Source organism: Halalkalibacter alkaliphilus (assembly GCF_023555415.1).
Classification (GTDB): domain Bacteria; phylum Bacillota; class Bacilli; order Bacillales; family Bacillaceae_D; genus Halalkalibacter; species Halalkalibacter alkaliphilus.
In genome coordinates this window covers 69,236-85,229 of record NZ_JAKRYL010000015.1, presented here as the reverse complement: position 1 = coordinate 85,229, position 15,994 = coordinate 69,236, and the positions used below count along the sequence as shown (strand labels likewise).

Genomic DNA, 15,994 nt, shown 5'->3' with positions numbered 1-15,994 from the left:
TTATGGAAAGTACGACTCACAAACACCTTAAGACACAATCATTATATTGGTTAAAAAATAAAATGACAGACCTGTGCGCAAACGAAGTAAAGCTTTTTGTACACAGGAAGCGTTTTAAAGCAGATGCTCTAGGAATCAATCTAAAAAGGAAAGAAGCTCGGATAATTGAAGTAAAAGCTACTCGTGCTGACTTCCTTCGCGATGAGGTCTTGCATTCAGACTATGGCTATCATCAAATAGCCGATTATGCCTATTTGATGACACCGGTAGGGTTATTAACCCTCGAAGAGATCCCTAAAGGATACGGGTTATTAGAAATGGATGAGTATGATAATATTACCGTTAAGAAAAAACCAGTTAGAAACCCCAAACCATTACTAACTCTTGAAACATTAATTAAACGAACAGGTCGAGCTGCAACAAATGCTGTATTGTTTCAAGAATTATCAAAGGAAACAAAAGATAAAACGGACGGGGCTTTTTCAAGAGGTGCAACAGTACAGTTGATCAGTGCTACATGCCCTTCATGCAAAAAACGAAAAAAGTACTTAATTCAGGTGAATCAAGATGATGTATCTTGCCAGGCTCGCAGTTGCAAAGCCGTAATTCCCCTTTCGAAGGCAAGAACTCATATCATTACATCTTATAACAAAAACTTCTATAAACAATTAAACTCACTTATGAATGAAACAGATTAAAGGAGCAAAGAAACAATGAAACATAAAGAAGTCGAAGAACGAATCGTTGGTAACTTCCAACGTGATGAGCACATGATGATCCTTGTATTTGCACAGTGGTGTGTCAATCATGATTTAGATCCTGCTGCTATTTATGGAGAAGCTTATCCTAACCAAACTGAGAATCCCGCGCTACAACATGCGATTGAATTAACCGTTCCAAAAGATGAATCAGAAGAGATTGCTGATGAGACGTTACTTGGCGTACTTTCACTTTTTGGAAATGAAGATCTTGCTTTTGTAGTAACGCAAGAAATTGAAAAACGTAAAGAATAGGTGAATAAAGCGCTATCTCAAGGGGTTATCTGAAAAGGTCAACAGCAGACTTTTGAAGATAATCCCTTTACAATTATTAGTCTTATCTCCACCACAGCCTCATATTATAGAAGACCTAATAAGTGGAGGTGTGACATGATTCCAACCATTATAATAAAAGTAGCTTTAGTTATTATTGTAATTAGGTCTGGTTACGTTGCATTGAACTTACTTAATAAATCATTTGGAAGAAATACGTTAGACCTTTTATATCATTTATCTATTTTTGTGATTGCACTATCTTTTTTAATATGAATGCATAAAAAGACGAATTCTAAAATTGTTTTTGAACTCGTCCTATTTTTCTTGATCAGTTAATCTGACCTTGCTTGTCTTTTTATGTAAGCTAGCAAACCAACATAAAGAATATTTGCTACCAATGTGAACAGAAGAATCTCCATAATATAGTCCCTACCAGTAAATAAACTTCCAATTAAAAGTCCGTTTACAAGAAAAAAACCGATTAATATTAACACTTTCTCCTTACTCATATCATCACTCCTACAAATATTTACTCATGTATTTTATCAAGTATAGGCAGATTCTATTTTCTTAGTTCGAATAATAATGATAGCAATACCAGATCGGGGTGGTTCGTATGTTTATTCGTAATTGTTTAACACAAAAAAAAGACCTTATTTTACTCAATCCGGAAATGACCATTGGAAAAGCATTGGACATCTTAGGGCAATCTCATTATAGTCTTCCTGTATTATCAAAAGACGGATCTTCTTTTTTGGGCATTTTAAGCAAACGCTCTATTCTTGAATATTACGAGTCGCAACCTTTGTCTACACCCCTAGAAGAATTGCATAAACACTCTATTTTTGATTGTGTAGAACAAACAACCTCCTTAGAATATGTTGACCTAAGAAAAAGTCATTTTGAGGATTGTTTGCCTATCATTGTTAGATACCCATTTGTTCCTGTCCTTGATGGAAACAAATTTGTTGGAATTATCAAACGTTCAATTGTAGAAAAAACGTTAGAATCTTGTTTTGGTACTAACGTAAAAGGAATCCGAATTCTTTTAGGTGTTCATAATCAAGTAGGAACGTTACTAGGTGTATCCAAAATAATGACAAAATATAACGTAAATATTATTTCTGACATCGGATTTGAAGCTGATTCAAAATATCTGCGAAGACTGCTTATAAAAATAGAACCGACACCGAAATTAACAAAAGTACTGGAAGATTTGAATAAACATGGATACCGTATTCTTGAAGTGGAGTGATAATGTATGCAATATACTTCGCATTTTAAAACGAGGTATATTGCATTTTTCACCTATAATACTTTCGATTCCGGTACGCTCCTCTCTCCCTTTGTCGATATCGTGATTTGTGGCAGTCATCGCACATTGTAAATTCATGCTCCCATGACATGCTCTTACCGCAATATTTACATTTTTTTGATAAATTCCTCACATCATTTTTTAGGACTTCATGGACGCCGTCACTTATCTCCTCACGTACACGCTCCCAATAAATTGCTTCTGTTCTTCTTTCCAATCGATATAAAAACAACAGGTGCAAACCAATCGATTTGTAAGAAAGCTCAAGTTCTTCGAGCGCCCCTTTCACAATTTGGGGCTCTGGTAAATCATCTCCCCTCACAATAGCAAGCATTTTCTCTTGCCATTGCTCGGTTAATCCTGGTTCTTTTGATGAAAAGGGCAAATGTAAAAATCCATACAAATCCATCATCGAAAGACGAGCTTCAATTTCAGTACCTCTTATTGTTTCATATAAATCCCGTTCTTCGGACAGACTAGCTTTTTTCGTACCTTTAGGACTTTGAAATTTCTCCCATAGCTCAAAGAAAGTCCCTAGATCACGATAATACTTTTGAAATCGTTCAAACACAGCATTAGTGGGTGCAATCGCAAATGACTGAATCGATTCATCTTCTTGTTGTAAAAGGTGTTTCATAATCTTTATCTCACTCGTAAAAGCGACTTTCCCGACATCGTAGATCCCTTTTCGCCCTGCCCGTCCTGCTATTTGTTTAATTTCTTGTGAAGTGAGCCTTCTTCTTCTAGTTCCATCAAACTTTTCATTTTCTAAAAAAGCAATTCTACGTATTGGCAAATTCAAACCCATTCCAATTGCGTCTGTCGATACAATAACTGTCGTCTCACCTTCAATAAATCTCTGCATTTGTTTTTTTCTAGTTTCAGGTGGCATACTCCCATAAATCATACTGACAGAGTGCCCATTCTTTTGTAGCTGTGACGCTGTTTCAAGAACTCTTCTTCTTGAGAAACAAACTAATGCATCGCCTTTTTTCGTGTGACTCATTTTAAATTCTTTTCTTTCCACTTTAAGTGGGATATCTCTCGTATAGTCATGGATTTCTACTTCTTCAGAATCCCCTAATAATTCAAGCACCATCGATTCTGCATTTCGACTCCCAATAATATGCACTTCATTTGCATTTGCTTTCGTTACTGCTTTATACCATGAAAAGCCACGATCTTTATCTGCAATCATCTGCGCTTCATCTATAACAACCACATCATAAAACTCTTTTTCATGAAACATTTCAACCGTACAAGAATTATGAGCTGCGCCTTCTACAGTTTTTTCTTCTTCTCCTGTTTTTAATGTACAAGGTATTCCTTCTGCATTTAATTTGTCATAGACCTCTAAAGCAAGTAACCGAAGTGGAGCCAAATATAAGCCACTTGAAGCTGCTTTCATCCGTTCCAACGCATGATGTGTTTTGCCAGTGTTAGTCTCACCAATATGCAAGACATAACGAATATTCCTCCCTGATGATGGTCTATATTCACGCCCGAAAATATCATCAAGAATTCTTGCTTCCTCTTCCTGCTTTCTTTTTGCCTCCGCCTCTTCTTCCGCTTTCTTTCGTTCTCTTTCAATCAAGTCGTTGTGATAAATCTTTTTGTGTTCATCCATATCAAATGGAACCTCTGCAAGGCTCAATAGATCATCAAGCAACTCTGATTGGATATTAGAAAAAAATCGTTTCTCCCAATATGGAAGATACGGTTTAACAATCACACTTACCCTTATATCGGTTAGAGGTTGATTGAAAACTTCATTATATTGAGTATAGGTTTCGCTTGATAGACGTTCTAATACAAGCTTACTTACATACAACCTTAATTTTTCATTAATAAAACGCTGGTATGCGAATAAATATCTTTCATATTCCCAGTAATACGCTTTTTGTACAGCTCCAGTTAATTCATCAAAGAACTTTGAAACAGTAAAATAATCTTTTGGCGAAAACGGTCCAATTTCTTCTAATTCTTCTTCAATCTTAAATGTTTCAATTTTTCGATACTTTGGCTTCGCCTTAAAATCAGACGCCAATTGCCGACTTACTCGATGACGTATATAAAGGTACAAATGTTCTTGATCTTGTTCCATTATTTCTTGTAAAACAGCTTCAATATTCGATTCAACCTTTTTACGTTTTTCAGCTAAGCGTTCTTCTTCTTTTCGCTTAGCGTAATTCATTTTTGCTTTATCAAAAAGTTCATTCCATTCTTGTTCTTTGCCAGAGAACCTCTCTTTTAGCCAACCGATCACATTAAATGGCCGGTAGTCTCTCATTTCATTACGGAATAGGCGGTTAATGATTTTTTTATCCACTCCATCTACTTCGTAATTTCTTTCTGTTAAAAAAGCCTTCTTTTCTCTTTTTGACACATCATTTGTAATTTTATTTAGCCATACATTAACCCAAATTTGCTCTACATAGTTATGGCGATCTGCTATGTACTGCTCAAAAGTCGGTATGAATTCTTTTTCTTCTAAATAACGTTCTATATCTTCCGTTATTTTTCTTTTTGTATGCTCAACTGCTTGTGGATATACGGTAGTTAATTTATTCATTTTGTACTCCTTCAGAAGGTGTGACATGACAGGGACAGATTTGCCTGACAAGAAAAGTACTTGTTACTATTATTTTATGCTGTAATGTCCATTGTAATCAAATCAAAACCTTTACATTTTTTGGATCGGTATCTCTCTGTGTTTATATATAACAAAAAACGACTAGATAAACTCTAGCCGTTTCGCTTTACTCTTCGCCAATTACCACTTCAGCAATATTAACAGCATGATCTCCTACTCGCTCTAAATTACTTACAATATCAACGTAAATAATTCCTGCTGACCCTGTACAACGATTTTCATTTAAACGAGTAATATGCTTTTTACGAAGATCACGTTCCATTTTATCAATCTTGTCTTCTTTTTCTAGAACAGCCTTTGCTTCATTTAAGTCCTGTGTTTCTAGCGCCTTAATCGACTGTCTTAAAGTAGATAAAGTTAAGTCAAACATTTCATCTAAATCGGCAATAGCCGATTCAGAAAATTTCACTTTGTTTCTAATTTGACTATCAACCAACTCCATAATATTTTCCATATGGTCGCCAATACGTTCAATGTCTCTTACTGTATCCATTAAGGTTGAATGCAGCCTCGAATCTTCTACAGTAAAAGAATGGGAAGACAATTGAACTAAATAATCAGTTATTTTACGATCTAAGTTATTAATTGCATCCTCAAATTGAGGCACTAATTCACCATGTTTCTTTTCATGGGTCTTCATATATCTTCCGACTTCTTCTAGACCTTTTTCTGAGAGTTCAGCCATTCTAAGAACTTCCTTTTGCGCTTGACCAAGGGCAATCGATGGGGCCTCTCTTATAAAGCGCTCATCTAAATGTTGAGCCTTGTACTCAATCGCTGAGTCTTGTCCTGGAATAATTTTTGTTACAATTATTGCTAACATTGCAATGAACGGTAGCTGAATCAAAGTGTTAGATACATTGAATATACCGTGTGCAAAAGCAATCGTCATCTCAGGATTAAGCAATAAACTGTCTTGTATATTAGAAATTAAGAACACAAATGGTCTAAATAAAAGTAAAACAATAATGGTACCAATTAAGTTAAAAATAACATGCGTTAGTGCTGCTCTTTTCGCTGCTATAGAAGCACCTAAAGAAGCAAGGACAGCTGTGATCGTCGTACCAATATTATCACCAAATAATACAGGTAAAGCAGCATCTAAATCCATTAAACCTTGAGAGAACAAAGTTTGTAATAAACCAATTGAAGCTGAAGAACTTTGAACAATAACGGTAAAAATAGTACCAATTAATACACCTAATAACGGATTATCACTCATACTTACAGTTAAATCCGCAAAAGCCTGAACCTCTCTCAGTGGCCTCATAGCATCACCCATAAAATTTAAACCTAAAAATAATGCTCCAAAGCCAAAGATAACTTGTCCATAGTTGTTAACCTTTTGATTTTTAAAGAAGAAAATTAAGAACGTACCAACAGCGATAATCGGTAACGCGTACGCTGATATTTTAATCCCGATGATAAACGCTGTTACTGTTGTTCCGATATTCGCTCCCATAATCACCCCAATAGCTTGTTTTAACGTCATAAATCCCGCATTAACAAGGCCGATTGTGAGAACGGTTGTACCAGTACTCGTTTGCAGCAGAATCGTGACAACTAGTCCTGCAATAACACCCATGATTGGATTTGTTGTAAATTTATCTAACAAATCTCTTAAACGATCACCTGCTACTTTTTGAAGTCCATCTCCCATGTACTTTATCCCAAATAGGAAGATCCCTAAGCCTCCCAAAAACATAAACAAAATTGTTTGTAAATCCAATTTCATCAACCCTTCTCTAAATATCGTTTCGACAAGGTTCTACAACGATTGCCCCCTTTCACATATTAAGGAATTGTTAAGAGAATGTAAATGATTCCAATGTAAAGATATTGTAAAGATATTGTAAACGCCATCTCTCAATTTCGTTGAACATGTTTTATTTATTACTCTTGTATTTTTAGACAATTACCCTTTTTGTATTCAAACTTTTAAAATACATAAACTAAGTGAAATGATAATAATGGAGGTAAATTTTATGACAACAAATAACCATTTTGAAGAAGTGTATAATCAGTACCTAAACGAGGCAAAAAGTCAAGCTCAAGAAGAGGCTATGACAGCAAGTAGTGCGCAAGAAAGCATTATTGCCGTTCGAAAGAATGATGATGGCGATTTAATTGCTTTTAAAACCAGTAGTGGTCGTGAACTCGATTACTTAACCGCCTTAACAGAAGCAAAACAAGGAAGCCTGGCACATGTAGATGTGTTTCATAAATATGGACGCGATATTTTACGTAGTGAACCCGATGGGATCAAAGAAAACAATTTAGACAATTTACCAGAATTCTAATAATAAAGGGTATGAGAGCAGTAACTTCATCTTAAAAAGTCAAAAGGCCTCTCCGGTGTAAGGAGGGCCTTGGCCTTTTACGTTTAGTACCCTGTATCTAAACTTTGTATTGAATCCATATGACTAGCAATCATGGCAATAATCGTACTAGCTTCATCCTTACTGAAGATGAAGTTAAATTCATCTTTAATTAACTCATCATCCTCTGTTTTTACACGGTTCGTTCTTTGGAGGATTCCATCCCCTGTTTCCTGGATCACACCGAATTTATAGGTGATTTCCACATCTTCATTTTCATCAATATAGGCAGTCACCTCTGGTGTTTCCCAATCAACTTCTAACGTCTCATATTCATCTTCATCACTGTCAATATAATCCTCACCCTGATCATCATACTCGTATTCATATGCTGTCACATAGTCTTCGTCCTCCATAAATTCATGGAAACTTTCATGAACAGCATCGATAATATCATCTATATCTTCGAGTATCGTTCGTGAACTAAGGTCAAGATCTAAATCAAATGACTCGATATAGAACTCATTGTTAAATGGATCAAAAAAAAGCGTGCAAAAATACTCACGGTCGTTTTCCTCAGATTCAACAAAAAATTCAATTCGAGGGTGCTTAGCTCCTTTATCAATAGACATATGACCAATTTGATCATACTGTTCACAAATTGATTCTAGATCGTCTTGCAGCTCTGCAGATACTCTATCAAACCAATCTAATGTCATGAACGATCACCTCTTTAATAGTATTAGCCTTTTGCTAAATTTGTTCCTGCTAATCCTATTTTGAACCAAAGCTGTGATTTTCAATCCAAAAAGTAATCTTTTCTTTAATTTTTTATAATGTTAGTACAGGTTAACGTAATGCACCATGTGGTAATATTGCATGGACCCCTTTAACTTGATTCACAATTTGTGTAATGCGAAGGTCAACGACCACACTAGCTAACGCGGTTGCTTCGGATTTACTGACTTTGTATTGTTGTTGAATAAGAGATATCATTCCATCTAATGCAAGGATTGTTGCTTTATTTAAATCTTCATCGAATCCAAAAGTTATCCATCCAGCAGGTGTGTTGGCATACGGCATATGTGAGTATAATTCTTCCCTTACATAAAAAGTTAAATCAACGAGTTCCATTGGACATTCAATTGCTTGTCCTGACACTTCACCGTCGCCTTGTGCTGCATGGCCATCTCCTACTGAGAACAATGCACCATCAACAGCTATCGGTAAATATAACGTACTTCCTTTTACAAGCTCCTTACAATCAATATTGCCTCCACAGTAACGAGGAGGAATCGTTGAATGAACACCCGGTTCACTTGGTGCTGTCGCCATTACGCCCATAAAGGGCTGAATTGGAACGGAGAATTCTCTATTATTCCTTCTCCCTATTGCAATACGTTTTTCGTTATCAATTGTCCAATCGAATCTAATTGGTTCTTGATTTGATAAGCCTAACTGATCATTCTGCCAATTTGATTTACCCGCAGCACAGTTCCACCCATACCAACTAGGAACAATCTCATTAATTTTAATTTCAAGTGTCATTCCTGCTCTGGCTTCACTAATTTCTATAGGTCCGACAACTGGATGCCCCCACATCCCTTCATTTTCCCTTGAAGTATATTGTGTTTTCTTTCCATTTCTTTCGGTAAATCCCCAACCAATATCAACCGTTGAATATTGGACTGAGTCACCTGGTTGAATGGTTAGGATTGGCTGATAATCTTTACTAAAAGAACCGTGCAAAGTAAAATTGCTTGCATTAATAACATGTTTCATATTTAGAAACCTTCCTCCTAACGATTTGATAATATATTTGAAAAAAGTCTTTGATTGGCTTCGACTCCTTCATCCAAGTTCAATTCTAGAGCTACTTCATGATATTGATCAAACTTCTCCCGATAATTAGCTAACTCAATCACTTGTGCTTCAAGCACTGTGACCTTATTTTGAATCTTCTTTTTATCCTTATTTGAACACGTTTGATTTGCGAGCATTTCTTGTAACTCCTTCAATTGATCCATTTTCTTTTTGATTAGTCGACGTACATAACGGTTTTCAATGTTGACGATCGTATCCCGTTGAATCCGGTGCATATATACTAACGCCCTAAATCCTTTTTCTTTTCCTGAGTTAAATAACCAATATATTGGACGTTTATGATATGTTTTTAGATGGTCTCTGAAAAACTCTTCTAAGAAATACCTCCTTATTCTTTCTTCAGCTGTTTCGTTCTGTTTCATCTTTAGAGATTGTGCCAACCATAATAGATTAGCTTCAACGTAAGCACTTCCGAAACATGCCGCTAAAAAGTACCGTAAACGGGTAAAAACATCGTCCCCAAAAGAATCTTCAACTGTTAGCAATTGAATGCCATCCTTATTAGGCTGGAAGGAGTGGTATAAAGAGTGATTCCACTCTCCCCCTGCAAAAGCTAACCCCTGTACATCAAGACTGTACCTTCCAAATAAACACCCAATAAAATAAGAAAGAAATGATTTAGTATCACGTTCTCTTTCAGCTAACGATATCGTTATATCTTTCTCCTTAACTTCCGGTGTTAACTCATCTGTTAGATCGTAAAGTTCTATAAAAATCCTGTTCAGTCTTTCTTCGTTCTCTCTCAATGAAGCATACATTTTCTCTTTTATTTCTTGCCATTTAATAAAAATTAAGGATAAAAACCGTTCATTTTTATAAACTAGAAACGGATGTTGAGAATAATCCCAAGACGTTTCTTCATAATCCCAATCTTGCTTCGCTATTTCAATATTCTCTTTCGTTAACCAGTCAATTTGTTCATTTCTTTCTTTTTGAATAATAGGGAGTTTTCCAATAACACCCGAACTATAATTAATTGTTGGGTTCAATGTATGTAAAAGAGTACTTGCAACTATAGAATTTAAAAAGCTTGCAAAGTAATAATAGTCTTCTTTTTCACAAAAGATAGCATGAGAACCAACATCAAAAATCATTCCCTTTGGATAACAACGTACACCGAATTTACTTGAGCTTATTAACGACCACGTAATTCCTTCTCGAAAATAATATGGTACATTCTTTGGTTTTGAATTACTAGGCAAGCATTTTCCAATCGATAGTTTATGTAGTTTATCCTCTCGTATTTCTTTTCCGTCATGCTGCCAATTTACAACCATCTCGTTATTTCCATACCACTTCCGTATAGGGCCACCTTTATTTAATGGAAACCATTTTCTTTCACTTTCTAGTGCAGACTCACGGTCATGTGAAAAGCCGATATCCGAAAATCGAACTTCATACCAATAACGATGAAACCGATTATTATCAGCTGTAGCTAGCCCCTGTCTCGGTTCAGCAATTTGTTTTAATGGTGTTCCCTTTAAAAAAACATTTGTTAATTTCTTAGATATCCAATATACGATAGGTGTTTCTGGGATAATCGAAAACCTTTCTTGTATACATGTATATTTACCTTTGCCCTCTAGAAAAGCTTCTCTCTTAAGTTCTGTATTCTTATAATCAACAAGTCGATAATAGATGCTTTTATACCCATTAATATAACTACGTTTTGAAACAAATGCCGTACTTTGAACAACTTCCCCACCAATATCTTCAAATGTATGCGCTCCTAAATGTAACATGGACATAATAGTACTCTCATTCAAAAGCTGTAACCGTAAATTTTCATAGCTTGTTAAAAACATCCATGATTGCTGGTTAAGCATGGAAAAGATACCATTCTCTTTTGTGAAATGGAGCACTCGTTCCATAAAAACGGCTGACATGTCATACTTACTATAGGGAAAATTTTTTTTAATGTAATCACTTGTTGATTTGCTTAACCCTCTTATTCCAATATACGGTGGATTTGTGACAATAATATCGTATGCCGACGCTAACATCTTTCCTTGTGTTAGCAGCTGAAGTGCCAGATCTAATTCCTCACACACATCATAATTATCGATTGCTAATTCTAGCTCCGGTTCCTTAATTCTGTTTATATACTTATCAAAATTGATTTGATTCGGCCTCAAAACGGATCCTAGTTGTTTCGCATTAACAAATGATGTAAATAGCTGTATGAGTTCAGTTGATTCATTTTCATTATTTGCTAATAGATTTGCGACAGAAATAGCATCAAGGCCCTTCGACTCTTGTATCGAAATAATGTTTATTTGTATGTCATTTTGTAATATTGTTTTTGATTTTTGACAAGCTTTCATTATCAAACTAAAGGTTGCAAGCTGTGCTGCACGATTATCAATATCGATTCCATAAAGATTATTTTCTAAAATCAATCGAGGAATCAACTCTTGTTCATAGCCAGCCTCAACATACATTTCGTACAACAAATCAAATGCATACACAAGAATATGACCTGATCCAACGCATGGGTCAAGAAATGTGATCTCTTTTAGGTTAACAGGGGCATAATCTAATTGTTTGTTGTGAACGATAACTTCCTTCTCAACTGGTTTAATATAATAGGGCATGGAGTGCTTTAAATTTGAAACTGGATTAGCATTAATCCATAATTTACCTAATGTATTCTCAACCATATATTGTACTATCCATTTAGGTGTAAAAAGCTGTGTAGCTACAGGGATATCTTGTGTTTCCATTTTTTTATTTTGCTTTAGATTAGCAAATACTTGATCTTTAGGTTCACTATTATAAAATTGGTGCATCCATCCAATGATTTCGACCTCGGAAAAACTTTCCGTCAAGCTTTCACTTCGTAAAAATTGATTTATACAAGAATATTGATCTAATAACATATTCGGCATCAACAATTCCGTATAATCTTCAATTTTATCAAATGAAGCAGGGAAGATTGCATGTAACAGATTGCATTGAGCAAGGAAAAGCTTACGATTCAGTAAATCAATTGCTCCATTTTTGAAGAAAGAGAATAGTACTTCTTCATTCAGATCAATGTAGACCTGTATTGCACTAATGAATTGTCTAAGTGTAGATTCAGATAGGGAGTCCATTGCCTGTAACCGGTCTGGAATCAACTCATTTACTTCCATGTATCGGATGGCTACCATTCGATTAAACCACGTATAGGCCACCTCCTCTATCAACTGATCAAACCCCTTATAGTTCAGTTCACTTTGCAATGATTGAAGAGAAGACTTCATTTTTGTTGAGTACAACAGACCATTAACAAGAAGTTGCTCATGTTTTTCTTCTATTTGCAACAACTTATTTTCTTCTAGACCAAATAACTCCGCACGTGTAGACACCTCATAAAGTAGGTCGCGTCTTGTTTGTATAGCAAACGCCTTTAATTCTGATCGCTTCATATAAACCTCCCAAATAAGGGGATATTCTCTTCTTTCCTTCACCTTTTTAATTATTAAAGAACTCAAACTAGCTCATTCTTACAGTAAGAAAAAACCAATAAGAGTTCCGACTCCTCCATATAAAATTGCAAACGGCAAATTTCTAATAGTAATTCGATAAGGATTTTGATTTGTATTCATAGAAGTGATGGTAACCGTTACACCATATGCCCCAACCGTCGCTGTTGCCAATGCACCTGTAATTAAGACCATTCCAATACTAAGAGGATTGATAACCTCATATAATGGCTGCAACACTTCCATTAGTACACCTATTGTCGCAATTGGGTGCACTCCTATCATGCTCATCACAAGGTATGTTGCTTGGACTAGCAGCAAAATTAAAAACGGTGTTTCCGATGCAACTATAAATGGTTGTTGAATGATTCCAAGAAACGGTGTTTCATTTAAACTACTTGAAAAAAAAGCTAACGATATAAAGAGAACAACAAAGTTTTGCATACTATTTGTTCGCAGCTTCCATGAGTTCCAACCAATTGTAACGAAACTTCGAATTCGTCTCATAATGAAAGCCCAAGCAAATGAAAATGGCAAAATAACTAATGTAACAGAAAGGATAAAGTTTAATTGAAAGTAATTGCCGATACTAACAACAATCATTAGAAAGATAGACAGAGCAATAATAAGCTGCGCAATTTTCACAGCGATTTCTTTCGGTTGTAAATCGCGAGGCCTACTCAGTCCAATGGGCTCATATGGAATATGATTAAATTTCTTCCTCCCCCATAACAGATCTATAGTAAAGACGATAAATGAACATAAAAATAACCAAGGTAAAAAGGTTAAGTAACTCACTCCAGTAGCATCAACTGTGATAGCAACCATGACTTCCATTGGACTCCACGCTAGTGCAACAGCAAATGCTCTAAGGGTCGATCTACTAATAAAAGAGTCTTGTATTTTTTTCTTTAGAGTCGCCATGTTTTCCTTCAATACTTCTTGAGAAAGTGATAACGCTGATAAATTGATAAACGTACAAAGTATATACGTGGTAAAAGAACTTCTCTCATACAATCTTCCCAAACTAGTAACATTTACTTTCATTATTTCATTAATTCGACGATCAAATCGCCCTGCTCGCACCACACTGTTCATCCATGGCAACATAGCTAAAAAAGCTAATAATGGCATGGTAGACGTCAAAAATAATGGGATTTGATAGATTGGCAACCCAGCATAAATAAACAAAGCGATGCCAACCGAAAGAAAAATCACACCTAAAATTCGGAATAACTTAGCCGCACCAAAAAATGATACACATAGCATTGGTATCGCCAATACCCCTACAACATACGCCAATATTGCATTAGCTATGAATGTATTTAACACGAAGAGAAAGAGCACACATGTATAAATAACAAACATATATTCTTCAATGAAACGTTTCATACTCATCACCACTCTATCCCTTATACTCCTGGTTTTACAATTCTTCAACTAAATTGCAAACAAAAAAACGGCTGAGCCGTCTTTTTAATTGTTTTTGAAATTTAATGCGTGTATTTCTGCACCTCTATTTATCTCCATTTAACGGAAGAGTGATGCTAAAAACTGTACCTTTTTCGGAAGATGAAAGCAACTTAATTTTCCCTTTGTGATTATCAATAATTCTTTGCACAATTGTTAGACCTAGTCCCGTTCCATTCTCTTTTGAAGTTAAAAATGGATCAAACACTACATCTTGTAGATCTTCAGGAATACCTGGACCATTGTCTTCTATAAAAATCTGATACTGATCTTCACTCTTCTTAGAGTAAATAGAAAGTTTTCCCTTTTTCGGAATAGCTTCTATACTATTTCTTATCAAATTATGGAACACTTGTTTCATTTGCTTTATATCAAGTTGCAAAGGAATAGGTTCTAAATTCACTTGAATATCTACCTTTCCATTCGCTACTGATTGCATTATTAGTGGCAGAATTTCATTTATAACATCCTCTAGTATCGTTTTATTAAACACTGGCGCACTCGGCTTGGTTAACAATAACAATTCTTCAATAATTGAATTGATACGCTCAAGTTCTTTCATTAAAAGTGGCATATGAAATTTCTTAGTATCTGTTTCAGATAACGATTGATTCATTAATGACATAAATCCATCAATGACCGCTAACGGATTACGAATCTCATGCGCAGCTCCAGCGGCTAACTCACCAATCAAAGCCAACTTTTCAGATTGATGCATCCTTTTTTCAAGTTCTTCTGTTTCTGTAATGTCAACAAAGTAAAAAATTCGGCCAATTACCTTAGCATGTTGATCCCGAAGCTCAGACTGAGAAACTAATAACGCATGTTCAGTATCCCGAGAATAATATGGGACTTTAACGTTCTTAATAATTTTTTTAGAATGTAGAATATCCCAAAACATACGGTTTTGAGTCTCGTATTCAGGATTATCTTCTTTTAATAGATGATTTGCCGCATAGTTATACGTTACATTCTTCGTTTCTTCATCAGCAGTTATAATTCCTACTGGTAATGAATTCAGAATTTGTTCTCTGAAAATTTTATCCATAATAATTTTGTGAAATGAGTCTTTTAATTTCGTAGACATTTGATTAATAGAACCAGTTAATTTCTGAAATTCCACTTGTTCGCTAGATTGAATAGTAAGTCCGTACTCACCATTAGCAATACGGTCAACTTTCTGAACCATTTTCTCTAAAGGTTTCGTCAAACTTCCACTTAAACGGTATGCTGATACAAAAGAAATAATAACCGTTCCTATTGTTAAAAAAAGCAACAAGTACAAAGATTGATTAATAATGGTAGAAACATTATTTGAATGATCCGTTAAAGAGATAAGGACATTTTCTTTTGCTTGCTGCAACTTATTAGAAATTTCCCTATGATGCGGGAGAAATTGTCTTTCGATATAATTTCTTATCGCAACATGATCACCAAATGAAATCAAACCCTGGACATAATTCTTCATCTTAAAATCTAGCAGTTGAATTTCAGTTTTGAGATACTCAATAGATTCAGGTGGTGCTGCGGTATGTTCAGACAGTAACTGATTCTGTGAAGTAACAGTTACTGAATTATATGTGTCCACTAAGTCGCAACAGAGATCATTCAAGAGAAATTGTTCAACTATATTTCCCTTAATGTGCAATTCATCTTCCCAATATGAAATCCAAACTAATTCGGGAATGTTTTGCTCATTTATTTCATTATTTACATTACTTATTTGTTCAATCGATTGAATAAGAATAAAAGAGAAACTACTTAAGAGAATCGTTGTTAAAAGAAGGATTGTTAAAATTTTACTACGAAAACTTATTTTTTTAAAAAAGTGAATCATAAATCCTCCTTCAACG

Annotated in this window: 12 protein-coding genes; 4 read left to right on the top strand and 8 right to left on the bottom strand. The window is 35.2% G+C overall.

What is annotated here, in order from left to right; genetic code table 11:
• Positions 1–2 precede the first annotated feature (2 nt).
• Complete coding sequence (locus MF646_RS14960; RefSeq protein WP_250097321.1) at positions 3–698, top strand: hypothetical protein; 696 nt, start codon at positions 3–5, stop codon at positions 696–698.
• Positions 699–713: 15 nt separating this feature from the next.
• The gene (locus tag MF646_RS14955; protein ID WP_250097320.1) at positions 714–1,013 is read left to right on the top strand and encodes a hypothetical protein; all 300 of its coding nucleotides are present in this window, start codon (positions 714–716) and stop codon (positions 1,011–1,013) included.
• A gap of 353 nt (positions 1,014–1,366) precedes the next feature.
• Here the strand turns inward: MF646_RS14955 and MF646_RS14950 are convergent, their stop codons facing one another.
• Positions 1,367–1,543, bottom strand: a complete 177-nt coding sequence (locus MF646_RS14950) for a hypothetical protein (RefSeq protein ID WP_250097319.1) — start codon at positions 1,541–1,543, stop codon at positions 1,367–1,369.
• Between the two features lie 107 nt (positions 1,544–1,650).
• Here MF646_RS14950 and MF646_RS14945 point away from each other — a divergent pair, with 107 nt between their 5' ends.
• Entirely contained in the window at positions 1,651–2,289 is a 639-nt protein-coding gene (locus MF646_RS14945) for a CBS domain-containing protein (protein ID WP_250097318.1), read from the top strand.
• 49 nt (positions 2,290–2,338) lie between these two features.
• On the opposite strand, the gene MF646_RS14940 is transcribed toward MF646_RS14945, so the two are convergent.
• Positions 2,339–4,921, bottom strand: coding sequence for a helicase-related protein (locus MF646_RS14940; RefSeq protein WP_250097317.1), 2,583 nt, complete (start codon positions 4,919–4,921; stop codon positions 2,339–2,341).
• Between the two features lie 187 nt (positions 4,922–5,108).
• Positions 5,109–6,737: a Na/Pi cotransporter family protein gene (locus MF646_RS14935; protein WP_250097316.1), complete on the bottom strand. Its 1,629-nt coding sequence runs from the start codon at positions 6,735–6,737 to the stop codon at positions 5,109–5,111.
• Between the two features lie 250 nt (positions 6,738–6,987).
• Here MF646_RS14935 and MF646_RS14930 point away from each other — a divergent pair, with 250 nt between their 5' ends.
• The gene (locus MF646_RS14930) at positions 6,988–7,302 is read left to right on the top strand and encodes a DUF3892 domain-containing protein (protein WP_250097315.1); all 315 of its coding nucleotides are present in this window, start codon (positions 6,988–6,990) and stop codon (positions 7,300–7,302) included.
• 83 nt (positions 7,303–7,385) lie between these two features.
• On the opposite strand, the gene MF646_RS14925 is transcribed toward MF646_RS14930, so the two are convergent.
• From MF646_RS14925 to MF646_RS14905, 5 genes are all read right to left on the bottom strand, one after another.
• Positions 7,386–8,039, bottom strand: coding sequence for a hypothetical protein (locus tag MF646_RS14925; protein ID WP_250097314.1), 654 nt, complete (start codon positions 8,037–8,039; stop codon positions 7,386–7,388).
• 130 nt (positions 8,040–8,169) lie between these two features.
• The gene (locus MF646_RS14920) at positions 8,170–9,102 is read right to left on the bottom strand and encodes an acetamidase/formamidase family protein (protein ID WP_250097313.1); all 933 of its coding nucleotides are present in this window, start codon (positions 9,100–9,102) and stop codon (positions 8,170–8,172) included.
• A 17-nt stretch (positions 9,103–9,119) separates the two neighbouring features.
• The gene (gene pglX, locus MF646_RS14915) at positions 9,120–12,614 is read right to left on the bottom strand and encodes a BREX-1 system adenine-specific DNA-methyltransferase PglX (RefSeq protein WP_250097312.1); all 3,495 of its coding nucleotides are present in this window, start codon (positions 12,612–12,614) and stop codon (positions 9,120–9,122) included.
• 78 nt (positions 12,615–12,692) lie between these two features.
• A complete protein-coding gene (locus MF646_RS14910; protein WP_250097311.1) occupies positions 12,693–14,063 on the bottom strand; it encodes a hypothetical protein in 1,371 nt (456 codons plus the stop codon).
• A 124-nt stretch (positions 14,064–14,187) separates the two neighbouring features.
• A complete protein-coding gene (locus MF646_RS14905; protein ID WP_250097310.1) occupies positions 14,188–15,978 on the bottom strand; it encodes a sensor histidine kinase in 1,791 nt (596 codons plus the stop codon).
• Positions 15,979–15,994: the final 16 nt, after the last annotated feature.

Bases quoted from the DNA above. Each gene is read 5' to 3' on its own strand.
- MF646_RS14910 (WP_250097311.1), bottom strand. From the start codon at position 14,063: ATGAAACGTTTCATTGAAGAATATATGTTTGTTATTTATACATGTGTG.
- MF646_RS14955 (WP_250097320.1), top strand. From the start codon at position 714: ATGAAACATAAAGAAGTCGAAGAACGAATCGTTGGTAACTTCCAACGT.
- MF646_RS14940 (WP_250097317.1), bottom strand. From the start codon at position 4,921: ATGAATAAATTAACTACCGTATATCCACAAGCAGTTGAGCATACAAAA.
- MF646_RS14960 (WP_250097321.1), top strand. From the start codon at position 3: ATGGAAAGTACGACTCACAAACACCTTAAGACACAATCATTATATTGG.
- MF646_RS14905 (WP_250097310.1), bottom strand. From the start codon at position 15,978: ATGATTCACTTTTTTAAAAAAATAAGTTTTCGTAGTAAAATTTTAACA.
- MF646_RS14930 (WP_250097315.1), top strand. From the start codon at position 6,988: ATGACAACAAATAACCATTTTGAAGAAGTGTATAATCAGTACCTAAAC.
- MF646_RS14950 (WP_250097319.1), bottom strand. From the start codon at position 1,543: ATGAGTAAGGAGAAAGTGTTAATATTAATCGGTTTTTTTCTTGTAAAC.
- MF646_RS14920 (WP_250097313.1), bottom strand. From the start codon at position 9,102: ATGAAACATGTTATTAATGCAAGCAATTTTACTTTGCACGGTTCTTTT.
- MF646_RS14935 (WP_250097316.1), bottom strand. From the start codon at position 6,737: ATGAAATTGGATTTACAAACAATTTTGTTTATGTTTTTGGGAGGCTTA.
- MF646_RS14945 (WP_250097318.1), top strand. From the start codon at position 1,651: ATGTTTATTCGTAATTGTTTAACACAAAAAAAAGACCTTATTTTACTC.
- MF646_RS14925 (WP_250097314.1), bottom strand. From the start codon at position 8,039: ATGACATTAGATTGGTTTGATAGAGTATCTGCAGAGCTGCAAGACGAT.
- pglX (WP_250097312.1), bottom strand. From the start codon at position 12,614: ATGAAGCGATCAGAATTAAAGGCGTTTGCTATACAAACAAGACGCGAC.